The sequence below is a fragment of the Saccharothrix longispora genome (assembly GCF_030852425.1).
Taxonomy (GTDB): Bacteria; Actinomycetota; Actinomycetes; order Mycobacteriales; family Pseudonocardiaceae; genus Actinosynnema; species Actinosynnema longispora.
The window spans coordinates 225330-247885 of the sequence record NZ_NSDM01000001.1 but is presented as its reverse complement, the minus strand read 5'-3'; the positions used below and the strand labels follow the sequence as shown (position 1 = coordinate 247885).

22 protein-coding genes are annotated in these 22556 nt (G+C 71.6%); 13 read left to right on the top strand and 9 right to left on the bottom strand.

What is annotated here, in order from left to right; translation table 11 throughout:
- The first annotated feature begins 10 nt into the window (after positions 1–10).
- Genes nuoL through CKY47_RS01260 form a run of 4 tightly spaced genes read left to right on the top strand, consistent with a single transcriptional unit; the run spans position 11 to position 6144 of the window.
- Positions 11–1945 carry an NADH-quinone oxidoreductase subunit L gene (gene nuoL, locus CKY47_RS01275; RefSeq protein ID WP_306743710.1) on the top strand — a complete coding sequence of 645 codons (1935 nt, stop codon included), beginning with the start codon at positions 11–13 and terminating at the stop codon, positions 1943–1945.
- On the top strand, positions 1942–3504 hold the full coding sequence (locus CKY47_RS01270; protein WP_306743709.1) for an NADH-quinone oxidoreductase subunit M: 1563 nt from the start codon (positions 1942–1944) through the stop codon (positions 3502–3504). The genes nuoL and CKY47_RS01270 overlap by 4 nt, the downstream gene beginning before the upstream one ends.
- A gap of 22 nt (positions 3505–3526) precedes the next feature.
- A complete protein-coding gene (nuoN, locus tag CKY47_RS01265; protein WP_371320614.1) occupies positions 3527–5122 on the top strand; it encodes an NADH-quinone oxidoreductase subunit NuoN in 1596 nt (531 codons plus the stop codon).
- Positions 5123–5142: 20 nt separating this feature from the next.
- Complete coding sequence (locus tag CKY47_RS01260) at positions 5143–6144, top strand: polyprenyl synthetase family protein (protein ID WP_371320595.1); 1002 nt, start codon at positions 5143–5145, stop codon at positions 6142–6144.
- A gap of 128 nt (positions 6145–6272) precedes the next feature.
- Here CKY47_RS01260 and rarD read toward each other — a convergent pair whose 3' ends face one another.
- On the bottom strand, positions 6273–7199 hold the full coding sequence (rarD, locus tag CKY47_RS01255; protein WP_306743707.1) for an EamA family transporter RarD: 927 nt from the start codon (positions 7197–7199) through the stop codon (positions 6273–6275).
- A gap of 199 nt (positions 7200–7398) precedes the next feature.
- Between rarD and CKY47_RS01250 the strand changes: the two genes are divergently transcribed.
- On the top strand, positions 7399–9711 hold the full coding sequence (locus tag CKY47_RS01250; RefSeq protein WP_306743706.1) for a sunset domain-containing protein: 2313 nt from the start codon (positions 7399–7401) through the stop codon (positions 9709–9711).
- Positions 9712–9819: 108 nt separating this feature from the next.
- On the opposite strand, the gene CKY47_RS01245 is transcribed toward CKY47_RS01250, so the two are convergent.
- The 4 genes from CKY47_RS01245 to CKY47_RS01230 all read right to left on the bottom strand — a co-directional run bounded on the left by CKY47_RS01245 (position 9820) and on the right by CKY47_RS01230 (position 14195).
- The gene (locus CKY47_RS01245; RefSeq protein WP_306743705.1) at positions 9820–10875 is read right to left on the bottom strand and encodes a 2-oxoacid:ferredoxin oxidoreductase subunit beta; all 1056 of its coding nucleotides are present in this window, start codon (positions 10873–10875) and stop codon (positions 9820–9822) included.
- Positions 10876–12756 carry a 2-oxoacid:acceptor oxidoreductase subunit alpha gene (locus tag CKY47_RS01240; RefSeq protein ID WP_306743704.1) on the bottom strand — a complete coding sequence of 627 codons (1881 nt, stop codon included), beginning with the start codon at positions 12754–12756 and terminating at the stop codon, positions 10876–10878.
- 215 nt (positions 12757–12971) lie between these two features.
- On the bottom strand, positions 12972–13730 hold the full coding sequence (locus CKY47_RS01235) for an enoyl-CoA hydratase (protein WP_306743703.1): 759 nt from the start codon (positions 13728–13730) through the stop codon (positions 12972–12974).
- 24 nt (positions 13731–13754) lie between these two features.
- Positions 13755–14195, bottom strand: a complete 441-nt coding sequence (locus CKY47_RS01230; protein WP_015105339.1) for an Lrp/AsnC family transcriptional regulator — start codon at positions 14193–14195, stop codon at positions 13755–13757.
- A gap of 75 nt (positions 14196–14270) precedes the next feature.
- On the opposite strand from CKY47_RS01230, the gene ddaH reads away from it, so the two are divergent.
- Positions 14271–15149, top strand: coding sequence for a dimethylargininase (gene ddaH / locus CKY47_RS01225; protein WP_371320594.1), 879 nt, complete (start codon positions 14271–14273; stop codon positions 15147–15149).
- 133 nt (positions 15150–15282) lie between these two features.
- Entirely contained in the window at positions 15283–15537 is a 255-nt protein-coding gene (locus tag CKY47_RS01220) for a DUF2188 domain-containing protein (protein ID WP_306743702.1), read from the top strand.
- Positions 15538–15610: 73 nt separating this feature from the next.
- Here the strand turns inward: CKY47_RS01220 and CKY47_RS01215 are convergent, their stop codons facing one another.
- Entirely contained in the window at positions 15611–16171 is a 561-nt protein-coding gene (locus CKY47_RS01215; protein WP_306743701.1) for a TIGR03086 family metal-binding protein, read from the bottom strand.
- An 86-nt stretch (positions 16172–16257) separates the two neighbouring features.
- Here CKY47_RS01215 and CKY47_RS01210 point away from each other — a divergent pair, with 86 nt between their 5' ends.
- On the top strand, positions 16258–17061 hold the full coding sequence (locus CKY47_RS01210; protein ID WP_306743700.1) for a helix-turn-helix domain-containing protein: 804 nt from the start codon (positions 16258–16260) through the stop codon (positions 17059–17061).
- Positions 17062–17135: 74 nt separating this feature from the next.
- The gene (locus CKY47_RS01205; protein WP_306743699.1) at positions 17136–17291 is read left to right on the top strand and encodes a hypothetical protein; all 156 of its coding nucleotides are present in this window, start codon (positions 17136–17138) and stop codon (positions 17289–17291) included.
- 50 nt (positions 17292–17341) lie between these two features.
- On the opposite strand, the gene CKY47_RS01200 is transcribed toward CKY47_RS01205, so the two are convergent.
- Positions 17342–18379: a LysR family transcriptional regulator gene (locus CKY47_RS01200; protein ID WP_306743698.1), complete on the bottom strand. Its 1038-nt coding sequence runs from the start codon at positions 18377–18379 to the stop codon at positions 17342–17344.
- Between the two features lie 240 nt (positions 18380–18619).
- On the opposite strand from CKY47_RS01200, the gene CKY47_RS01195 reads away from it, so the two are divergent.
- Genes CKY47_RS01195 through htpX form a run of 4 tightly spaced genes read left to right on the top strand, consistent with a single transcriptional unit; the run spans position 18620 to position 21046 of the window.
- Complete coding sequence (locus CKY47_RS01195; protein ID WP_306743697.1) at positions 18620–19039, top strand: NADH-quinone oxidoreductase subunit B; 420 nt, start codon at positions 18620–18622, stop codon at positions 19037–19039.
- Positions 19036–19608 (top strand): NADH-quinone oxidoreductase subunit C, encoded by a 573-nt coding sequence (locus tag CKY47_RS01190; protein ID WP_306743696.1) that lies wholly within the window; start codon positions 19036–19038, stop codon positions 19606–19608. The genes CKY47_RS01195 and CKY47_RS01190 overlap by 4 nt, the downstream gene beginning before the upstream one ends.
- Positions 19601–20164 (top strand): 4Fe-4S binding protein, encoded by a 564-nt coding sequence (locus tag CKY47_RS01185; RefSeq protein ID WP_306743695.1) that lies wholly within the window; start codon positions 19601–19603, stop codon positions 20162–20164. The genes CKY47_RS01190 and CKY47_RS01185 overlap by 8 nt, the downstream gene beginning before the upstream one ends.
- 21 nt (positions 20165–20185) lie before the next feature.
- A complete protein-coding gene (gene htpX, locus CKY47_RS01180) occupies positions 20186–21046 on the top strand; it encodes a zinc metalloprotease HtpX (protein WP_306743694.1) in 861 nt (286 codons plus the stop codon).
- Positions 21047–21077: 31 nt separating this feature from the next.
- Here the strand turns inward: htpX and rfbA are convergent, their stop codons facing one another.
- Positions 21078–21953, bottom strand: a complete 876-nt coding sequence (rfbA, locus tag CKY47_RS01175; protein WP_306743693.1) for a glucose-1-phosphate thymidylyltransferase RfbA — start codon at positions 21951–21953, stop codon at positions 21078–21080.
- Positions 21950–22441, bottom strand: coding sequence for a YajQ family cyclic di-GMP-binding protein (locus tag CKY47_RS01170; protein WP_306743692.1), 492 nt, complete (start codon positions 22439–22441; stop codon positions 21950–21952). The genes rfbA and CKY47_RS01170 overlap by 4 nt, the downstream gene beginning before the upstream one ends.
- Positions 22442–22556: the final 115 nt, after the last annotated feature.

Genomic DNA, 22556 nt, shown 5'->3' with positions numbered 1-22556 from the left:
GGGGTCACCGGTGACGGAACCTGTTGTCGCCAGCGGGATCGGCAGTCTCGCCTGGTTGTTGCTAGCCCTGCCGGCGTTCGGCGCGCTGGTCCTGCTCGTCGGTGGCAAGCGCACGGACAAGTGGGGCCACCTGCTGGGCAGCGCCACCGTGATCGCCGCGTTCGCGTACGGCGTGGCGCTGTTCTTCGACGTCCTGGGACGGGGCCCGGAGGACCGCAGCACCGAGGTGCACCTGTTCGACTGGATCCCGGTGGGCGCGCTGGACGTGGAGTTCGGGCTGCGCCTCGACCCGCTGTCGCTGACGTTCGTGCTGCTGATCACCGGTGTCGGGTCGCTGATCCACATCTACTCGATCGGCTACATGGCGCACGAGGCCGGGCGGCGGAAGTTCTTCGCCTACCTGAACCTCTTCGTCGCCGCGATGCTCCTGCTGGTGCTGGGCAACGGCTTCGTGACCCTGTACTTCGGCTGGGAGGGCGTGGGCCTCGCCTCCTACCTGCTCATCGGCTGGTACCAGCACAAGCCGGAAGCGGCGTCGGCCGCGAAGAAGGCGTTCCTGATGAACCGGGTCGGCGACCTGGGCCTCGCGATCGCCATCTTCATCATGTTCAAGGAGCTGGGCACCACCCAGTACACCGAGGTGTTCGCCCGCGTCGGCGAGCTGTCCTCGGCCGAGGTGCTGGCCATCACGCTCCTGCTGCTGCTCGGCGCGTGCGGCAAGTCCGGCCAGTTCCCGCTCCAGGCGTGGCTCCCCGACGCCATGGCCGGCCCCACGCCGGTCTCGGCCCTGATCCACGCGGCGACGATGGTCACCGCGGGCGTGTACCTCATCGCCCGCTCGAACCCGATCTACAACCTGTCCGAGGACGGGCGCCTCGTCGTCATGGTCATCGGCGCGCTGACGCTGCTGATCGGGTGCGTCATCGGCTGCGCCTACGACGACTTCAAGAAGGTGCTGGCCTACTCGACGGTCAGCCAGATCGGCTACATGATCCTCGCCGTCGGCCTCGGCCCGATCGGCTACGCGCTGGGCATCATGCACCTGCTCACGCACGGCTTCTTCAAGGCGGGCCTCTTCCTCGGCGCCGGCTCGGTCATGCACGGCATGAACGACGAGGGCGACATCCGGCGGATGGGCGGCCTGGCGAAGAAGATGCCGATCACCTTCGTCACCTGGGCGCTCGGCTACCTGGCCCTGATCGGCTTCCCGTTCCTGTCCGGCTACTTCTCCAAGGACGCCATCATCGCGGCGGCGTTCAGCATGGAGGGGTGGCGCGGCTGGGTCTTCGGCGGCGTGGCCGCCCTGGGCGCGGGCATCACCGCGTTCTACATGACGCGCCTGCTGATCCTGGTCTTCCTCGGCAAGCCCCGGTACGCCGACCTGAAGTCCGCGGACGGCCGCGAGTACCACCCGCACGAGTCGCCGCTGTCGATGACGGTGCCGATGATCGTGCTGGCGGTCGGCTCGGTCGGCGCGGGCTTCTTCCTCAGCTCCGGCGGCAACCTCGCGGGCTGGCTCACGCCGTCCCTGGGCGAGCTCCAGGAGCGGCACGGCGTGCTGGGCCACACCGAGATCACCATCCTGGTGCTCGGCCTGTCCGCGTTGGGCGTGCTGGCCGCCTACCTGCTGTTCGGCCGCAAGCCGCAGCCGGTGGAGCGCCCGCTGCGGGTGTCGTTCCCGGTCCGCGCCGCGCGCAACGACCTGTACGGCAACGCGCTCAACGAGGCGCTGTTCGCGCGGCCGGGCACCTGGCTCACCCGCGCGCTGGTGTTCGTGGACAACAAGGGCGTCGACGGCCTGGTCAACGGGTCGGCGGCGCTGCTCGGAGGTAGCTCGGGCCGGCTGCGCAGGTTGCAGACCGGGTTCGTGCGCTCGTACGCGCTCTCCATGCTCCTGGGTGCGGTCTTCGTCCTGGGCGCGCTGCTGATGGTGAGGTTCTCGTGAGCTGGGTGCTGATCGCGCTGCTCGTGCTGCCGCTGGTCGGCAGCGTCGTGGTGGCGTTCCTGCGGCGGAACGACCGCGTCGCCAAGCTGGTCGCGCTGGCGTTCTCGCTGGGCGAGCTGGTGCTCGCGGTGCTGGCGTGGACCGCGTACGACCCGGGCGGGGACCGGCTCCAGCTGACCAGCTCGGCGGACTGGATCCCCTCCCTCGGCGTGCACCTGTCGTTCGGCATCGACGGCATCGCGCTGGTGATGATCGCGCTGATCGCGTTCCTCGTGCCGGTCGTCATCGGCGGCTCGTGGGCGGACCGGCTGCCCGAGGGGCGCAGCGCGGGCGGGTTCTTCTCGCTGCTGCTGGCGATGCAGACCGGCATGATCGGCGTGTTCGCCGCCACCGACGTGTTCCTGTTCTACGTGTTCTTCGAGGCCGTGCTGGTCCCGATGTACTTCCTGATCGGCCGCTTCGGCGGGCCGAACCGGCAGTACGCGGCCATGAAGTTCTTCCTGTACTCGCTGCTCGGCGGCCTCATCATGCTGGCCTCCGTGATCGGCCTGTACGTGGTGAGCGCGGACAAGATCGGGCAGGGCACGTTCGACTGGGCGACCCTGGTCACCGTCACCCGCGACCTGCCGCTGTCCACGCAGATCTGGCTGTTCCTCGGCTTCTTCGTCGCGTTCGCGATCAAGGCGCCGCTGGTCCCGCTGCACACGTGGCTGCCCGACGCCGGCGCCGAGGCGCCGGTGGGCGCGGGCGTGCTGCTGGTCGGCGTGCTGGACAAGATCGGCACGTTCGGCTTCCTGCGCTACTGCCTGCCGCTGTTCCCGGCGGCCAGCCAGGAGCTCGCGCCGGTCGTGCTGGTCCTCGCCGTGGTCGGCATCCTGTACGGCTCGCTGCTCGCCGTCGGCCAGTCCGACATGAAGCGGTTCGTGGCCTACACCTCGATCGCGCACTTCGGCTTCATCGCGCTGGGCATCTTCGCGTTCAGCTCGCAGGCCGGCGCGGGCGCGGTGCTCTACATGGTCAACCACGGCATCTCGACCGGCATGCTGTTCCTGGTCGTCGGCATGGTGATGGCCCGGGGCGGATCCCGCCTGATCGAGGACTACGGCGGCATGGCCAAGCTCACCCCGGTCCTCGGCGGCCTGTTCTTCGTGGCGGGCCTCTCGTCGCTGGCGCTGCCCGGCACCAACTCGTTCGTCTCCGAGTTCCTGGTGCTCATCGGCTCCTACCCGAACGAGCCGGTCTACACGATCCTCGCCACCGTCGGCATGGTGCTGGCCGCGCTGTACGTGCTGTGGCTGTACCAGCGGGTCTTCCAGGGCCCGGTGCGCGGCACGGCGCTGGTCGACCTGGCCGGCGGGCCGGGTGCGGCGGTCGACCCGGAGCGCGCCTCCGTGCCCGACCTGAACAAGCGCGAGCTGGCCGTGCTCGCACCGCTCGTGGCGCTGATCTTGGTGCTCGGCTTCTACCCGAAGCCGGTGTTGGACGTGATCACCCCGTCCGTCGGGGCGACGCTCAGCGAGGTCGGGGTGGCCGACCCGGTCGCGCAGGAAGGCAAGTGACGTGACGACGTTCCTCTCGCAGGTGGAGCGGCTGCAAGCCCCGGAGATCGACTACGGGGCCGTCGCGCCGTTGCTGATCGTGCTGGGCGCGGCCTGCCTCAGCGTGCTGGTCGAGGCGTTCCTGCCGAAGGCGCAGCGCTGGGCGAGCCAGGTGGTGCTGCTCCTCCTCACCCTGGCCGCCGCGGGTGTCTCGCTGGTGCTCTACGGGCTGGCCGAGGACACGCCGGAGCAGGGCGTGACCACGTTCTCCGGCCACGTGTCCGTGGACCAGCCGGTGGTGTTCCTGTGGGGCACGCTGCTGATGCTGGGCCTGGCCTCGGTGCTGCTCATCGCCGACCGGTCCGTCGAGCCCGGCGGCGCGTTCGTGCCCGAGGGCTCGGCGGGCGGCCCGGCCGGTGGACCGGGTGGCGGCGTCCAGGTGACCGGGCGCGCGGCGGTGGCCGTGATGACCCGGGAGCAGGCGAGCCGCTTCGGCATGCAGACCGAGGTCTTCCCGCTGACGCTGTTCGCGCTCGGCGGCATGATGGTCTTCGTCGCGGCGAACGACCTGCTCACGATGTTCATCGCGCTGGAAGTGCTGTCGCTGCCGCTGTACCTGATGTGCGGCCTGGCCCGCCGTCGCCGCCTGCTCTCGCAGGAGGCCGCGGTCAAGTACTTCCTGCTGGGCGCGTTCGCGTCGGCGTTCTTCCTCTACGGCGTGGCCCTGCTCTACGGCTACGCGGGCTCGGTGAAGCTCGCCGACATCGCGAGCGCCACCACCGCCACCGACCGGTCCGACACGCTGCTGTACGCGGGCTTCGGCCTGCTCGTCGTCGGCCTGCTGTTCAAGGGGTCGGTCGGCCCGTTCCACGCCTGGACCCCCGACGTGTACCAGGGCGCGCCCACGCCGGTCACGGCGTTCATGGCGGCCTGCACGAAGGTCGCCGCGTTCGGCGGCATCCTGCGCGTGCTGTACGGCGCGTTCGAGGGCTCCAGCTGGGAGTGGGAGGGCGTCCTGTGGGGCGTCGCGATCATCTCCATGTTCGTGGGCGCGATCATCGGCCTCACCCAGACCGACGTGAAGCGCATGGTCGCCTACTCGTCGGTGGCGCACGCGGGCTTCCTGCTGGTCGGCGTGATCGCGCTGAACCCCGAGGGCCTGTCGGGCACGATGTTCTACCTGCTGGCCTACGGCTTCACGACGGTCGCCGTGTTCGGCGTCATCAGCCTGGTCCGCAACGCCGACGGCGAGGCCACCCACCTGTCCCAGTGGGCCGGGCTGGCCAAGCGGTCGCCGGTGCTCGCGGCCGTGTTCACGTTCCTGCTGCTCGCCCTGGCCGGCCTGCCGATGACCAGCGGTTTCGTCGGCAAGTTCGTGGTGTTCGCGGCAGCCGTGGAGGCCGGTATGACGCCGCTCGTGGTGATCGCCCTGGTGGCCAGCGCCATCGCGGCGTTCTTCTACCTGAGGGTGATCGTGCTCATGTACTTCAGCGAGCCGGCGGCCGACGGCCCCGCGGTGAGCGTGCCCGGCGCGTTCACCACGATGTCCATCACCCTGGGCACCGCGGTGACCCTCGCCCTCGGTGTCTTCCCGACTCCCGCCCTCGAATGGGCGGGTGCCGGCGCGTTCATCTTCTAGTGGTACGTAGGCTCTGAGGGGTGACCAGTAGCGAGCGGGCGGGGACGGGGTTCCGGTTTTCGGACCCCGTGCTCGCGGAGTTGGTTCAGGGCGGCCTCGACGAGGTGGAGGAGCTGCTGCGCGCGGTCGTGCGGAGCGAGTTCCACCCGGTGATGGAGACGTCCCTGCACCTGGTCGAAGCGGGCGGGAAGCGCATCCGCCCGCTGTTCACCATCCTGTCCGCGCAGTTCGGCAGCACCTGGGACCGCGTGAACGTGGTCAAGGCGGCGGCGGTGGTGGAACTCACCCACCTCGCCACCCTCTACCACGACGACGTGATGGACGAGGCCACCATGCGCCGCGGCGCGGAGTCGGCCAACGCGAAGTGGGACAACAGCATCGCCATCCTCACCGGCGACTACCTCTTCGCGCACGCGTCGGCGCTGGTGGCGGACCTCGGCACCGGGGCGGCCCGGATCATCGCGGAGACGTTCTCCGAGCTGGTGACCGGCCAGATGCGCGAGACCATGGGGCCCCGCGAGGGCGAGGACCCGGTCGCGCACTACCTGACCACGATCGCCGAGAAGACCGGTTCGCTGATCGCCACCGCGGCCCGGTTCGGCGCGATGTTCTCCGACGTGACACCCGAGCAGGTCGAGGCGCTGCGCGCCTACGGCGAGGTCATCGGGGCCGCGTTCCAGATCTCCGACGACGTCATCGACATCGCCTCGCCGTCGGAGGAGTCGGGCAAGACGCCCGGCACCGACCTGCGCGAGGGCGTGAAGACGCTGCCCATGCTCTACGCGCTGGAGGAGGAGCCCGGGTCGCGGCTGGCGACGCTGCTCGGCGGCCCCGTCGAGGACGACGCCGAGGTGCTGGAGGCGCTGGAGCTGCTGCGGGTCTCCAACGGGCTGGCGCGGGCGCGCAAGACGCTCGACGAGTACGCGGACCGGGCGCGGGAACTGCTGCACGTGCTGCCCAGGGGCACCGCCCGGGACGCGCTGGAGTCGGTCAGCGAGTACGTGGTCACCCGCACCAGGTAGTTTGGCCGCTGCTCCGCAGACGGCGGCTCGGCCGCCTGGGAGTCGGCCTGTCGGAACGCGACCCGACAGGCCGACGCGGCCTCGCGTGGTGGTCGGCGGGGCGTCGGTGATCGGCTCGGGCGGGGCGGTCAGCCCCGAAAGGGCTGTGGGGCTCGGCGGCGGTTGGCGCGGAGGGCGTCCGCGGTGAAGACGAGCAGCGCCGCCCAGACCAGGGCGAAGCCGAACCAGCGCGAGGCGGGCATCGGCTCGTGCGCCACGAACACGCCCCAGGCGAACTGGAGCACGGGCGCCAGGTACTGGAGCATGCCCATCGTGACCAGCGGCACGAGCCGGGCGCCCGCGCCGAACATGACCAGCGGGATCGCGGTGACCAGGCCCGCCGAGGCCAGCCACAGGGCGTGCGACCAGCCGCCGCCGTGGAACGTGCCGGCGTCGCCGAGCAGCAGCAGGTAGCCGACGGCGACCGGGGCGAGCACCACGCTCTCCGCGGTGAGGCTGGTCGTCGCGTCCAGCGGCACGGTCTTCTTCAGCAGCCCGTAGAAGCCGAACGAGCACGCCAGCACCAGCGAGATCCACGGCAGCCTGCCGTAGTCCACCGCCAGCACGACCACGGCGGCGACCGCGATGACCAGCGCGGCGCCCTGGGCGAGGCGCAGGCGCTCGCGGAGCACGAACACCCCGAGCAGGACGCTCACCAGCGGGTTGATGAAGTAGCCGAGGGCCGCCTCCACGACGTGCTGCGTGTTGACGGCGTGGATGTAGACGCCCCAGTTGACCGCGATCAGCACGGACGCGGCGGCGACCATGAGCCAACCGCGCGCGGACAGCCGGCGGAGGTCGCCCCAGCCGCGCAGGACGGTCGTGATGATCGCCATGAACACCAGCGACCACGCGATGCGGTGCGCCAGGATCTCCACCGAACCGGCCGGCTGGAGCATCGGCCAGTAGGCGGGCACCATGCCCCAGATGAAGTAGGCGCCGGCACCGAGGGCGATCCCCTTGTTCGTCCGGCGGACATCCGCCTGAACAGCGGAGGAGTTCGTCAACGGCGGCACGGGGAGTACTGTACGCCGACCGTTTTGGCCGGTCGGTTGCTCCGAATGGCCCAGTGTCACACACTGGGCACAGGTCCGGCCGGCCCCACGCGCCGAACCGGGGCGTCAGGGTAGTTTTGCACCGCTTCCCCAACCGGGTGAAGGCTCGGAAGCGAAGCGTGTCGGGGTGTGACAAGCAGCAGTAGTGGGAGGGTCTCCCGTGGGTTCGCTCTTCGGGCAGGTGTGGCTGTGGAGCCTGCTGTCCTTCGTGGCAGGTGCCGCACTGACCTGGCTCGTCCTCGTGCGCCCGGCCAAGCGGGAGCTGGAGGACCTGGAGGAACGCCTCCTCACGTCGCCGCGCCCGACGCCGGCGACCGCGCCCCAGGCCGCGCGTGACGAGTTCGACAGCTGGCACGTCGAGGCGTCCCGGTCGCTGTCGGACGTGCAGCCGGTCGCCGAGCCGACGCGCTTCGAGCGCCCGGCGTTCGACCGGGCCGAGCCCGTCGAGTACGCCCACGACGAGCCGCGCTACGACGTGTCCGCCATGAAGCTCGACAAGCGCGACGAGCTGCTGGAGGAGCTGGACGACGAGCACCGGCCGCTGTCCGACTTCGAGGAGTCGCACGACTTCCCGGAGTTCGAGGAGGAGCGCCCGCGCAGCCTGTTCGACCGCCTCGACAGCGAGACCGACACGCACGAGACGCTGGAGCCGAAGCCCGGGCAGCAGCCGACGCCCCCGCCTTCGTCCACGCGGGTCGTGCCCCAGCCGTTCCCCCGGGCCGAGCGCCCGCAGCCCGCCGACGAGCCGGAGCTGCCCGTGGAGGAGACCAACCTCCTCCCGGCCGTGCCGCCCGCGCCGGTCGCCGAGGTGGCGCCGCGCCGCGAGGAGCCGACCGCGCCGCCGGAGGTGCAGGCGTTCCAGCCGCGCGAGGTGTGGCGCGAGGAACCCGTCCGGGAGGTCTACCAGGACGAGGTCGCCGAGGGGCGCGAGGAGGAGGACGAGCCGGAGCGCAAGGCCGCCGAGGAGACCGCCTTCATCCCGGCCACCGCGCTGGCCGAGGCCATCGCCGAGGTCGACCGGGGTCATGTCCACCGGGGTGACGTCGATCAGGACGAGGAGCAGCAGGTCTGGCCCGAGCACGACCTGACCGGTCACTTCCAGCCGGTGACCGTGCCCGACGAGGAGCCGGCCGAGCGGGAGCCCGAGGAGCGGGAATCGGTGGAGCGCGGGCCGAGGACCGAGGTCATGAGGTCGGTGCGGGTCGGTGACGAGACCGGTCGGGAGCGTCGGTCCGAGGCGCCGGAGCCGATCACGACGACGTTGCCCGAGATCCCGGCCGAGGCCACGGACGGGCACGAGGGGTCGCGCGACGCCGCCCTCGACGCCGGGGTGGACCGCCCCCGGTCGCTCGCCGAGCACCAGGCCGCCGACGAGCGGTTCTTCGCGGACCTCCAGGGTGGCGACCGGCACGCGTCCGGCCAGGACCCCGCCGACCGCCACCCCGCCGACCGCCACCCCGCCGACCGCCACGCCGCCGACCGCCGCTCGGCTGATCGCCACGCCGCCGAGCCGGTCACGGCCGAGCAGCCGGTCTTCGACCCGCCGCCCGCCGAGCGGCCCGTCGCCGAGCGGCCCGCGGTCCAGTCGCCGGCCGGGCCCGCTGCCGAGCAGACCGCCATCGGGTCCTTCGAGCCGGTGCCCGCCGAGCCCCGCGAGCCCGAGCAGGCGGAGCAGGCCGAACCGGAGCCGGTGCGACCCCGGTCGGGGCTGTTCACGCCCGCGTCGGAGAGGACCGAGGCGGACGAGGTGGAGCCGGTCAAGCCGGCACCCGCGAAGCCGGCGCCCTCGGCCGACGTGCCGTTCGAGCCGACGTTCGTCGACTCGGGCGAACCGCTGGTGGTCCGGAGCGCGGACCCCACGCCCAGGTCCGTCGCGATGGACCCGCCGAAGGGCGACGGCCCCCGGCCGCGCAGCCTGTTCGAGCCGCTGGTCACCGACGACGAGCTGCCCGAGACGGCCCGTCCCACCCCGCCGCCCACGCCGGGCGGCGACCAGCCGTTCGTGCCCACGCTGGCGCCGGAGCTGCTGGCGTCCACGGGCCAGGCCCAGGCCGCCGGCCCGACCGCCGGCCCCAACGGCCTGCCGCAGCGCCCCACCCGCCAGTCGGGCGAGCGGCGCACCCCGCCGCCGCTCTCCGCTCCCAAGCCGGCCACCCCGCTGTCGGCGCGCCCGGTCCGCCCGCGCCCGGTCGGGTTCAGCCCGAGCACCGGCGGCAGGCCCGCCGCGGGCGCCGGCAGCACCCGGTACCGCGGCCAGGAGGAGGGCTTCAACCCGCGCTCCCCGTTCGGCCCCGGTTCGGTGCTGCCCAAGTCCGACGGTCTGGCCCCGGCCCCCGAGTTCCAGGTGAAGGCGACCCTGACGGGCCGCCGCTACTTCACCAACGACTCGGCGAACTTCCGCGAGACCCGCGCCGACGTCTGGTTCCGCACCACGTCCGACGCGGAGAAGGCGGGCTTCCACCAGGCGCCCTGACGGTTCTGCCCTGACGGTTCTGCCCCGACGGTCCTGACCTGACGGGGCCCGTCACGCGGAAGACCCCTGTTCCGGGAGGCGGAACAGGGGTCTTCTCCGTCCGGGCGGTCAGCTCAGCACGGTCCAGGTGTCCTTGCCGCGCAGCAGCGCGGCCAGGTCCGCCTCCTGTGCGGCCTTGGCCTGCTCGACCTGCTCGCGGGCCCCGTCGTCGTACGTGGGGCGGGACGTCTTGCGGAACACGCCGGTCACGGTGTGCCGCAGGTCCTGGGTCGACAGCCGGGACAGCGCGAACGCCAGGTTCAGGTCGCTCGCGTCGTGCACCACGACCTCCTCGGGGGCCACCTCGGAGGTCTTGGCCACGGCCAGCCCGAAGCCCTCGCGGACCACGGCGAACTCGCCGTTGCCGAAGGTGATCGGCTGCCCGTCGACGACGTCGATGATCCGCCGGGACGCCTCGTCGGCGTCCTTGAGCACGTCGAACGCGCCGTCGTTGAAGATCGGGCAGTTCTGGTAGATCTCCACCAGGGCCGACCCGCGGTGCTCGGCGGCCTGCCGCAGCACCTCGGTCAGCCCGACCCGGTCGGAGTCGACCGCGCGGCCGACGAACGTGGCCTCCGCGCCCAGCGCCAGCGACACCGGGTTGAACGGGTGGTCCAGCGACCCGAGCGGCGTCGACTTGGTGACCTTGCCGGCCTCGGAGGTCGGCGAGTACTGGCCCTTGGTCAGGCCGTAGATCCGGTTGTTGAACAGCAGGATCTTGAGGTTCACGTTGCGGCGCAGGGTGTGGATCAGGTGGTTGCCGCCGATGGACAGCGCGTCGCCGTCACCGGTCACCACCCACACCGACAGGTCCGGCCGCGCCACCGCGAGACCGGTCGCGATGGCCGGCGCGCGCCCGTGGATGGAGTGCATGCCGTAGGTGTTCATGTAGTACGGGAACCGCGACGAGCAGCCGATCCCGGACACGAACACGATGTTCTCGCGCTTGAGGCCCAGCGTGGGCAGGAAGGACTGCACGGCGTTGAGCACCACGTAGTCGCCGCAGCCGGGGCACCAGCGGACCTCCTGGTCCGACTTGTACTCCTTGGCCTTCTGCGGTTGGTCGGAGGTGGGCACGCCCGCGAGGCCGCCCAGCCCGGGGAGGCCCAGATCCGTCGCAGTCATTTACGACACTCCCTTGATCACGTCGGCGAGCACGTCCTGGAGCTCCTCCGCCTTGAACGGCAGGCCCTGGACCTTGGTGTAGCTGATGGCGTCGACCAGGTACCTGGCGCGCAGCAGCAGCGCCAGCTGGCCCAGGTTCATCTCCGGCACGACGACCTTCTCGTACCGGGCCAGGACCTCGCCCAGGTTCTTCGGGAACGGGTTGAGGTGCCGCAGGTGCGCGTGCGCCACGGGCATGCCGAGCTTGCGCACCCGCCGCGCCGCCGCGCCGATCGGGCCGTAGGTCGAACCCCAGCCGACGACGAGCACCTTCGCCTCGCCCGACGGGTCGTCGACCAGGACGTCCGGCACCTCGACGCCGTCGACCTTGCGCTGCCGCAGCCGCACCATGTGGTCGTGGTTGACCGGGTCGTAGGAGATGTTGCCGGTGCCGTCGGCCTTCTCCAGCCCGCCGATCCGGTGCTGGAGCCCCGGCGTGCCGGGCACCGCCCACGGGCGGGCCAGCGTCTCCGGGTCGCGCAGGTACGGCCAGAACTCGCCGTCCGGGCCGTTGGGCTCCGTGGCGAACGCCACGGTCAGGTCGGGCAGCTCGTCGACGTCCGGGATCAGCCACGGCTCGGAGCCGTTGGCGATGGCACCGTCGGACAGCAGCAGCACCGGCGTCCGGTAGACCAGCGCGATCCGCGCGGCCTCCAGGGCGGCGTCGAAGCAGTCCGCGGGCGACTGCGGCGCCACGACCGGCACCGGCGACTCGCCGTTGCGGCCGAACATCGCCTGGAGCAGGTCGGCCTGCTCCGTCTTGGTCGGCAGGCCGGTGGACGGGCCGCCGCGCTGCACGTCGATGACGATCAGGGGCAGCTCGGTCATCACGGCCAGGCCGATGGTCTCGGACTTGAGCGCGATGCCGGGACCGGACGTGCTGGTCACGCCGAGCGCGCCGCCGTACGAGGCGCCGAGCGCCGCGCCGATGCCGGCGATCTCGTCCTCGGCCTGGAGCGTGGTGATGCCGAACTGCTTGTGCCGGGACAGCTCGTGCAGGATGTCCGAGGCGGGCGTGATCGGGTACGTGCCCAGCACCACGGGCAGGCCGGACCGCTGACCCGCGGCGACGATGCCGTAGGCGAGCGCGGTGTTGCCGGTGATCTGCCGGTACGTGCCCTCGTCCAGCTTGGCCGGCGCCACCTCGAACGTGACCGCGAACGACTCGGTGGTCTCGCCGTAGTTCCAGCCCGCCCGGAACGCCAGCACGTTGGCCTCGGCGATGTCGGGCTTCTTGGCGAACTTCTCGCGCAGGAAGCGCTCGGTGCCCTCGGTCGGCCGGTGGTACATCCAGGACAGCAGGCCCAGGGCGAACATGTTCTTCGCCCGCTCCGCGTCCTTCTTGCCCAGGCCGGTCTCCTCCAGGGCGCCGATGGTCAGGGTGGCCATGGCCACCTTGTGCACCTGGTAGGCCTCCAGCGAACCGTCTTCCAGCGGGTTGGCGGCGTAGCCGACCTTCACCAGGTTGCGCTTGGAGAACTCGTCGGTGTTGACGATCAGCGTGCCGCCCTTGGGCAGGTCGTCGATGTTCGCCTTGAGCGCCGCCGGGTTCATCGCCACGAGCACGTCGGGGCGGTCGCCGGGGGTGAGGATGTCGTAGTCGGCGAAGTGCAGCTGGAAGCTGGACACGCCGGGCAGGGTGCCCTGTGGCGCCCGGATCTCGGCCGGGAAGTTGGGCAGGGTGGCGAGGTCGTTGCCGAACGCGGCGGCCTCGGAGGTGAACCGGTCACCCGTCAGCTGCATGCCGTCGCCGGAGTCGCCGGCGAACCGGATCACCACGCGGTCGAGCTTGCGGACCTCCGCACCACCTGGCGCGGCGCCGTTACCAACGTCGGTAGTCATGTCCTGGGCCGATCCCTTTCCTCACACCGCTAGGGGCTGGTGCCCCTCCCCCTCATCGAGGGTAGCCGTCGCCGCTGACGGGCCGGTTGCAGCCGTACCACGGTGCGGGACGATCGGTCTCACCACGTGCCGCACATGGGCGGTTGAGCAACCGGGAGGGTGTCCAGAGGTACGTGTTACTCCAATTAGCAGCTACTGATACGCGCTGCGTGGGGTCAGTGCCCGCTGATCCTGGCCCTCATCGCGGCCAGTCTCGCCTGGAACTCCGGGGTCCCGATGGAGGCGGCCTGCGGTGTCAGCTCCGTGTCAACGGCCTGCGCGTGCTCGTCCAGCACGGCGGTCGTCCGCATGGAGGACTTGATGGTCCTGACCAACCCGCGCGGCGCGTCGGCCGCCGCACGGGCCAGTTCGACCGCCGACGCGACCAGCTCGTCGTGACCCCCGTCCGCCCGGTCCCACGCCAGACCCCGCGCGACCGCGGCGTCCGCGTCCAGGACCTGGCCGAAGAGGGTCATCGCGGTCGCCGTCTGCGGGCCGACGAGCCGTTGCAGCATCCACGTCATGCCGCCGCCCGGGTGGATGCCCAGTTGCAGGAACCGCGCGTCGAACCTGGCGCGCGCGCCGACCAGGCGCACGTCGCAGGCCAGCGCCAGGTTGAGTCCCGCGCCGACCGCCGCACCGCCGACGGCCGCGATCGTGGGCAGCGCGCAGCCCGCCACGGCGAGGAAGCCCGCGTAGATGCGGCGCAGGCCCTCCTCGCGGGCTTCGCCGAGCGCCGTCAGGTCCGCGCCGGCGCAGAACGCCGGGGGAGCGCCGGTGACGACCACGGCGTGCACGCCGTCGTCCCGCTCGCAGTCCTCGATCGCCCGGACGAGCTGGTCGGACAGGTCGAGCGTGAGCGCGTTGCGGCGGTCGGGGTCGTGCACGGTGACGATCGCCACGCGGTCGGCGCGTTCCAGGAGGACTTCGGCCATGCCGCCGACTCTAGGGGCCGGGCCTCAAGGGGCGGGTGGCCGGTCGAGGAGGCGGGACAGCACGACCGTCGACACGGTCCGGTCGATGATCTCGACGGCGCGCAGCCGCTCCAGCGCCGTCTCCAGGTGGTGGATGTTCGCCGCGCGCAGGTGCACGATCGCGTCCGCCGCGCCGGACACCGTGTAGGCGGCCAGCACCTCGGCCATCGGTTCGAGCCGCTGCTGGATGTCGTGCGGCGCCACGTTGCCGCGGCAGTGCACCTCGACGAACGCCTCCGTGCCCCACCCGAGCTGCTCGGGGTCGACGACCGCCGTGAAGCCGCGCAGCACGCCCGTGTCCAGCAGCTTGTCCACCCGCCGCTTCACCGCGGGGGCCGACAGGCCCACCTCCTTGCCGATGTCGGCGTAGCTGGAGCGGGCGTTGGCCATGAGGCACGAAATGATTCGCTGGTCGATCGAGTCCACACGCAACATTCTGCCCTGGAAGACGCAATGTCGCGGCGTTGTTCGATGGTCGGAGGGCGCTCTACATTTCGATCCATGACCTCGGTTTCCCTCGTGGGCCCCGGCGATGAGCCGATCGTGCTGGACGTGGCGACGCCGGCCGCGCCGGTGCGCGTGCCGACCACCCGCCGGTACCTGATGTGCCCGCCCGAGCACTTCACCGTGGAGTACTCGATCAACCCGTGGATGGACCCGACGCGGCCCATCAGCACGGCGTTGGCGGTGGAGCAGTGGACCGCCCTGAAGGAGACCTACGAGCGCCTGGGGCACCGGGTGGAGACCATCGAGCCGGTCCCCGGCCTGCCCGACATGGTGTTCGCGGCCAACTCGGGCACCGTCGTCGACGGCCGGGTCCTGGGCTCCCGCTTCCGGGCACCCCAGCGAGCCGCGGAAGCCGACCACTTCCGCCGCTGGTTCCTGGCCAACGGCTACCGGTCCGTCGTCATGCCCGAGCGCACCAACGAGGCCGAGGGCGACTTCGCGTGGACGGGCAGGTACCTGCTGGCGGGCACGGGCTTCCGCACCGACCCCCTGGCCCACTCCGAGGCCCAGGAGGTCCTCGGCGTGCCGGTCGTCTCCCTCCGGTTGACGGACCCGCGCTACTACCACCTGGACGTGGCCCTGTTCGTCCTCGCGGACGACCTGGTCGCCTACTACCCGGACGCCTTCTCGCCCGGCACCCGGCAGGTCCTCCGCCGCCTGTTCCCGGACGCCGTCATCGCGACCGGGGCCGACGCGGCGTGCCTGGGCCTCAACGCGGTCTCGGACGGCCGCAACGTCGTCCTGCCGGTGGAGGCGACCCACCTGGCCGACCAGATCGCCCGGCGCGGCTTCGAGCCGCACTTCGTGGACATCTCGGAGCTGCGCAAGTCGGGCGGCGGTCCGAAGTGCTGCACGATGGAACTCCGGGACTGATCCCGTTCCGACCTCGTCGGCAGGCGACGCTCCGGTGGTTCGCACGAGCGGTCCAGCGGAGCGCTCGTGCTCCCACGTGCGCACGTCCGCAAGCGCGATGTGTAGGCACCTCTCGAAATGACCACCCCATCGAGTGAACCTTGAGGAGGTGCTGAGCGTGGCCAAGGGCGACGTGGAGACGTACTACGAGGACGGCCGGTGGAAGAACAAGATCGAGGGCGGCGAGCGGGCTTCCAGCACGGCTGACACGAAGGCCGAGGCGCAGGCCGAGGGGCGCCGCATGGCGCAGGAGCGCGGCGTCGAGCACGTCATCAAGAAGCAGGACGGCACGATCGGGGAGAAGAACACCTACCCCCGCGAGCGCGACCCGAACCCGCCCGCCGGCTGAGCGGACCGCGTCGGCGGCCCCGGAACCTCCGCGGAGGTCTCCGGGGCCGCAGCGTGACCGGGGCGGCTCGTGATCAGGGCTTGCGGCCGGTGAGCCCGAGGATGCGGTGCAGCAGCGGGGCGTCGTCGGGCACCGGGACCTCGGGACCGTAGATGCCCATGCCGCGCCCCATCTCGACGGTCGGGACCAGGCGGCGGTGGACGTGCTCCAGCACCTCGTCGTCCCACGTCGGGGTCTGGCCGGTCGCCTGCGCCAGGTCCCAGGTGTGGACGACCAGCTCGCCGAGCGTGATGCCGCCGACGACCTCCGCGGGCATCGTGTTCGGGCCGCCCATGTACGTGGCGCCCTCCCACGACTCCGGCGTGCTCCACGCCGCGGCGGTGGCGCGCAGCTGGGCGGTCAGCTCGGCCGCCCAGTCGTCGGTGGTCGCGGTGTCGGACTCGGCCGGCGGGGCCACCTGCTCCTTGCGGCCCGCCCCCTCCAGGACCGGGGCCCAGTGCATCAGGTGCTTCACCAGGGCGCGGACGTCGAACTCGGTGCACGGGGTCGGCGCGCCGAGCTGGTCGGGCTCGATGCCGTCCACGACCTCCACGGTGGTCGCCACGGCTCGGCTGATCAACTGCTCACGGGACATGCCGCCACCCTAGGAAGATCGAAGGCGGGTGTCTTGAAGAAAGGCGACATGCCTTCGTGGGGAGTGGGGCGGGGCCGGTGCGGGACGTGAACCGACGGGACGAGCGCGAGCTGGCGTGGCGGGACCACCAGACCCACGAGTTCCACGCGCCCTCGCCCGACCTGGCTCCGCACGTCGCCCGCTACTGGGTCGTCGAGTGGTCCTACGACCGGCCGTACCGGCAGCTGGTCGTGCCCTACCCGAACGTCCAGCTCAGCTTCCACGCGGGCCGCGCCGAGGTGCACGGGGTGTGCGGCGGCCACGTGTTCAAGGACCTCGACGGCACGGGCCGCACGTTCGGCGTCGCGTTCCGCCCCGGCGCCTTCCGGCCGTTCCTCGGGGCCCCGGTCCAGTCGATCACCGACCGCACGATCCCGGCGGCCGAGGTCTTCCGCGACCTGCCGGCGGAGCCCGACGTGCCGGGTGTCGAGGACGCCCTGCGCCGCGCCCTGCCCGAACCGGACCCGAGGGCGCGCGACGCGGTCGACGTCGTCGACCTGATCGCCGCGAGCCCGCGCATCACCCGCGTCGACGTCCTGGCGGCCGACCTCGGCACCACCGCCCGCAGCCTCCAGCGCCTCTTCGCGGACCACGTCGGAGTGACACCCAAGTGGGTGATCCGCCGCTACCGCCTGCACGAGGTCACCCAGCGCATGGCCGCGGGCGGGCGCATCGACTGGGCGGCCCTGGCGGCGGACCTCGGCTACGCCGACCAACCCCACTTCGTCCGCGACTTCACCGCGATGTTCGGCGAGACCCCGACCCACTACGCGGCGCGCTACGGCGCCCCCGCCGGAGTCGCCCACACCACCGGGAACCGCGGTCCCGCCGAACGTCACCCGGAGGGCTGAGCACCCTGGCGCGCAACCCCCCGGCGGTGTTCCGATCGACGGCACCCGCTGTCGACGAAGGTAGGGAGCGCGCCATGAACGAACTCGACGCCCAGCGCCCGTCGCCCCAACCGCAGCACGAGGAGGAGCCCGCGCGTCGGCGCACGTCGGAGGTGCCCGAGCGGCTCTCCGGGCTCGAGTGGTTGGCCAGGCAGGCGAAGCGCCGCCGGGCCGCACCGCAGGCCGGCTGAGCCCGCCGCCGCGGGCGGCCCCCCGCCGGGCACGTCGACGCGGCGGTCCGCTAGTCGGCCACCTCGCGCTGGAACGCCGCCCACAGCAGGTTCAACGGGTGGTCGGACGGGAACTTCGCCCGCTCCTCCTTGCGGGCGAAGACCCCGACCAGGCGTTCCAGCTGCGGCTTCCGGTCGTTCTTCAGCTCGACCACGCGCAGCCCCGCCCCCTCGCGCAGGTCGCCGTTCGCGGCGACCACGCCGAGGCCCGAGGTGACGATCATGCAGCCCTCGACGAGGCCCGAGCGCAGCAACGACATGCCGTACTGGATTTCGTCGATTTCCGCCGCTATGTCCAATTCGTTCCGGTAGTCCGGTCCGAACCAGCCTCGCAGGAATTCCGCGATCAGGCCGTCACCGGGCACGACCAGCGGCAGCTTCGGCAACTCCCCGGTGCCGACGCGATCCGGCAACCGGTGCTCCGGCAGGTTCGTGAGCAGCGCCAACCCGCCCCTGCGCCACTCGATGACGTCGAACTCGTCGAACCCGCCCCGCCGGCCCGCGGGGGTCACCACGCTCCCGCACACGATGTCGACCTCCTTGGACTCCAGCGACGTCCAGATGTCCTTCGTGCGGATGTGCACGACCTTCAGCTCGACGTCCCGCCGGCGGAAGTCGTCGGCCACGTGGTGCCACGCCTTGGCCAGCGGGTCGAGCATGAACCGGGTCGTGCCGACGGTCAGCGTCGTGCCCAGCTTGCGGCGGCAATCGTGAATCGAATCGAGCCACTCGGTCAACGTGGTCCGCGCCAATTCCACCAGCGCCTCGCCGGTGGGTGTGATCAGCACGTCTTTTCCGCGGCCCTGCTTGACGACCAGCGGCTCGCCGCACAGCGACTTGAAGTTGCGGTTGAGCGTGTCCACCTGCTTCTGCACGCTGGACTGCTCCCGGCCGAGCACCCGGGCCGCGCGCAGGGCGGACTTCGTCTCGTACACCGCGATCAAGGTCCTGAGCTGGTCCAACGTGGTGTCGAGCAGCAGCGGCGAGGTGTGCAGGAGTCTGCTGAGCCGGGTGCCGGCGGGCAGGAGCAGTTTGGCCGAGGTCGACATGCAGGGCCTCTCGGGTCGGGTCGGGGTGTTCTACCGATTAGTTGTACTGAACTTGGCCGCAGTTCGTGTTGAAATTATCCGAAGATCTTGGTCTTATCCCTGGACAGCTATGCGCGATCCGTAAGAGACTTCTGCCGCAACCAGGTGCTTGTTCACGTGGGAGCAATCAGGGGGTATTGGGGGGTTGGGGGCCCGCCGGGCGGCAGCCCGGCGGGCCCCCACGTATTAACCTCATGGACCGTGACGGTTTCCACCTTGGACTGGGGCACGACCTACCGGGTCACCGTGCTCGACCTCGGCCTCGCGTGCTGCGGCGTCGAGGTCATGGCCGCCCTGGAGGGCCACCGCCCGGAGCACCTCGAAGCGCTCGGCGTCGACCCGGTGCACGCGGCGGGCGAGGCGCACGTGCTCGTCGTCTCCGGCACGGTCACCGACGTGATGCTGCCCGCGGTCGTCGCGACCTACGACGAGATGCCCGAGCCGAAGTACGTCCTCTCGGTCGGCGCGTGCAGCAACACCGGCGGCCCGTACTGGGACTCCTACAGCGTCACCAAGGGCATCGACCAGGTGCTGCCCGTGCACGTCGCCGTGCCCGGCTGCCCACCCCGCCCCGAGGCGCTGCTCGACGGCCTCGCCGCGCTGCACCGGCTCGTGTCGTGAGCGCCGCGTCGCAGGACCTGGCCGCCCGCGTCCCCGGCGCGGAGGTGAGGACCGCGTTCGGCCAGACTACCGCGCACGTGCCCCTGGACGGCTGGCTCGCCGCCGCCCGCCACGCGCGCGACGACCTCGGCTGCACCCAGTTCGACTGGCTGGGCGTCGAGGACGCCGGACGCCCCGGGGCGGTCGGCGCGCGGCACGCCGTGCTGCTGCACGTCCTGCACCCCGGCACCAGGCAGGGCCTGCTGCTGCGCACCGAGGTCGAGGCCGGGCGGCAGCTGCCCAGCGTCGCCGGGCTGTGGGCGGGCGCGGCGTGGCACGAGCGCGAGGCGGTCGAGATGTTCGGCCTCGCCCTCGACCACGACGTCCCCCACCTGCTGCTGCCCGACTCGTTCGCCGGTCACCCGCTGCGCAAGGACTTCGTGCTGGCCTCCCGCGTGGTCCGCCCCTGGCCCGGCCGGCTCGAACCGGGTGAGGACGGCACGTCCGCGCCCAGCCGCCGCCGCGCGGCCCCACCCGGCGTGCCCGACCCGTCGTGGGGCCCGCGCTACGAGGAGAACGCCGATGAGTGACACGCCCCCCGGTGACACGCCCGCTGACGGCACGCCCTCCGGTGACGCGCCTCCCGGTGACACGCCTCCCGCCGGCCCCCCGAGCGCCCTGCCCCCGCGCACCCGCGGCGTCATCGCGCTGCTGGAGGCCAACTGCACGGTGTGCATGATCTGCGCCCGCGAGTGCCCCGACTGGTGCATCCACATCGACTCGCACACCGAGGTCGAGCAGGTGCCCGGCTCGTCCCGCCCGCGCGCCCGCAACGTGCTCGACCGGTTCGCCGTCGACTACGGCCAGTGCCTCTACTGCGGCATCTGCGTCGAGGCGTGCCCGTTCGACGCGCTGCACTGGGCACCCGACTTCTCCTACCCCGGCACCGGCACGCCGACGGGTGACGGCGCGGTCGCCGAACTCGTCCACGAGCGCGACGTGCTGGGCTCCTGGGTGTCGCACGTCCCGCCTCCGCCGCAGCTCGACGGGGGTGCCGAGCCCGCGCCGGAGACCACCGCCACACGACCGGCACGCCCCGGTGCCGGAACCCCGCGCCGGCCGGGCGCGTTGAGGGGGAGGACGTAGAACAGCCGGAGGCGACGCACCGTGCACAAGCACTACAACGGTTTGAAGACCGCGTTGCTCCTCGGCGTCATGAGCGGCCTGATCGTGGCGATCAGCTCGTTGTTCGGGCGGACCGCCCTGGTGATCGGCCTGCTGCTGGCGCTGGGCGTCAACGCCTACGCGTACGTCAACTGCGACAAGCTGGCGCTGCGCACCATGCGGGCCCGCCCCGTGTCCGAGGTGGAGCAGCCCGCGATGTACCGCATCGTGCGCGAACTGGCCCAGACCGCCCGCCGGCCCATGCCCAGGCTCTACCTGAGCCCCACGGCCGCGCCCAACGCGTTCGCCACCGGCCGCAACCCGCGCAACGCCGCCGTGTGCTGCACGACCGGCATCCTCGAACTCCTCGACGAGCGCGAGCTGCGCGCCGTCCTCGGGCACGAGCTGTCGCACGTCTACAACCGCGACATCCTGATCTCGTGCGTGGCGGGCGCGCTGGCGAGCGCGGTCAGCGCGCTGGCCAACCTGGCGCTGTTCGCGAGCGCGTTCGGCGGTGACGACGACGACCGGGCCAACCCGTTCGCCGTGCTGCTGATCGCGCTGCTCGGCCCGATCGCGGCGGGCATCGTGAAGGTGGCGGTGAGCCGGTCCCGGGAGTACCAGGCCGACCGGTCCGGCGCGGAGCTGACCGGCGACCCGCTGGCCCTGGCCTCGGCGCTGCGCAGGATCGAGGACGGCACCAGGGGCGCGCCGCTCGCACCCGAGCCCGCCGTCGTCGCGCAGTCGCACCTGATGATCGCCAACCCGTTCCGGGCGGGGGAGAACCTCGCCAGGCTGTTCTCCACCCACCCGCCGATCGCGGACCGGGTGCGCCGGCTGGAGGAGCTGGCGCGACGCCGCTGACGACGCCGCTGACGACGCCGCTGACGACGCCCTACGGGCGCACCTCCCGCGCCACGTTCATCACGTACTGGCCGTAGCCGGACTGCGCGAGCTTCTCGCCGAGCGCGTAGCACTCGTCCGCGGTGATGAAGCCCATCCGCAGCGCGATCTCCTCCAGGCACGCGATGCGCACGCCCTGCCGGTGCTCCAGCACCTGCACGAACTGGCCCGCCTCCAGCATCGAGTCGTGCGTGCCGGTGTCGAGCCACGCGAAACCGCGCCCGAGGTCCACCAGGTTCGCCCGGCCCTCGCGCAGGTACGCCAGGTTGACGTCGGTGATCTCCAGCTCGCCGCGCGCCGACGGCTTGAGGCCGCGCGCGATGTCCACGACCTGGTTGTCGTAGAAGTACAGGCCGGTGATGGCTTTGTTCGACTTCGGCAGCGCGGGCTTCTCCTCGATGGAGATCAGCCTGCCGGTCGCGTCGACCTCGCCTACGCCGTACCGCTCGGCGTCCTTCACCGGGTAGCCGAACAGCACGCAGCCGTCCAACTCCTCGGCGTTGCTCTGGAGGAGCTTCGAGAAGCCCTGGCCGTAGAAGATGTTGTCGCCCAGCACGAGGGACACGTCGTCGTCGCCGACGAAGTCCGCGCCGATGACGAACGCCTCGGCCAGCCCGTTCGGGTGGGCCTGCTCGGCGTAGGAGATGTCGAGGCCGAACTGCGAGCCGTCGCCCAGCAGCCGCTTGAACAGCGGCAGGTCGACCGGCGTCGAGATCAGCAGCACCTCGCGCACGCCCGCGAGCATCAGCACCGACAGCGGGTAGTACACCATCGGCTTGTCGTAGACCGGCAGCAGCTGCTTGGACACGGCCTGCGTGATCGGGTGCAGCCGCGTGCCGCTGCCACCCGCGAGGACGATGCCCTTCACCGGTAGTTGGTGAACTGGAGGGCGATGCCGAAGTCGGACCCCTTCAGCAGGGCGATCACGTCCTGGAGGTGGTCCTTCTTCTTGCCGGAGATGCGGAGCTGGTCGCCCTGGATCTGCGCCTGCACGCCCTTGGGCGCCTCGTCGCGGACCTTCTTCGCGATCTCCTTGGCCTTCTCGCTGGAGATGCCCTGCACGAGCGTGCCCGTGACCTTGAACACCTTCCCGGAGATGGCGGGGTCGCCGATCTCGAACGCCTTCAACGAGATGCCGCGCTTCACGAGCTTCTCCTGGAAGACGTCGATGGCGGCGCGGCACCGCTCCTCGGTCTCGGACTGGAAGGTGATCGCCTCCTCGCCCGCCCAGGAGACCTGCGTCCCGGTGCCCCGGAAGTCGAAGCGCGTGCTCAGCTCCTTGGCGGCCTGGTTGAGCGCGTTGTCGACCTCCTGGCGATCGACCTTGCTCACCACGTCGAACGACGGGTCTGCCACGTGCCCGGTACCTCCGCGTCGGTGGGTCTGGAACCGCCCGGAAGCCTACTCGGGTATCCCGGTTGCACGGGTCCGGACGGACTTATGTATTGTCTCCACCGCACCCGGGAGACCG

Coding starts and splice junctions, on each gene's coding strand:
- CKY47_RS01245 (WP_306743705.1), bottom strand. CDS start 10,875: ATGACTGCGACGGATCTGGGCCTCCCCGGGCTGGGCGGCCTCGCGGGC.
- CKY47_RS01240 (WP_306743704.1), bottom strand. CDS start 12,756: ATGACTACCGACGTTGGTAACGGCGCCGCGCCAGGTGGTGCGGAGGTC.
- CKY47_RS01235 (WP_306743703.1), bottom strand. CDS start 13,730: ATGGCCGAAGTCCTCCTGGAACGCGCCGACCGCGTGGCGATCGTCACC.
- ddaH (WP_371320594.1), top strand. CDS start 14,271: ATGACCTCGGTTTCCCTCGTGGGCCCCGGCGATGAGCCGATCGTGCTG.
- CKY47_RS01215 (WP_306743701.1), bottom strand. CDS start 16,171: ATGTCCCGTGAGCAGTTGATCAGCCGAGCCGTGGCGACCACCGTGGAG.
- CKY47_RS01205 (WP_306743699.1), top strand. CDS start 17,136: ATGAACGAACTCGACGCCCAGCGCCCGTCGCCCCAACCGCAGCACGAG.
- CKY47_RS01200 (WP_306743698.1), bottom strand. CDS start 18,379: ATGTCGACCTCGGCCAAACTGCTCCTGCCCGCCGGCACCCGGCTCAGC.
- CKY47_RS01185 (WP_306743695.1), top strand. CDS start 19,601: ATGAGTGACACGCCCCCCGGTGACACGCCCGCTGACGGCACGCCCTCC.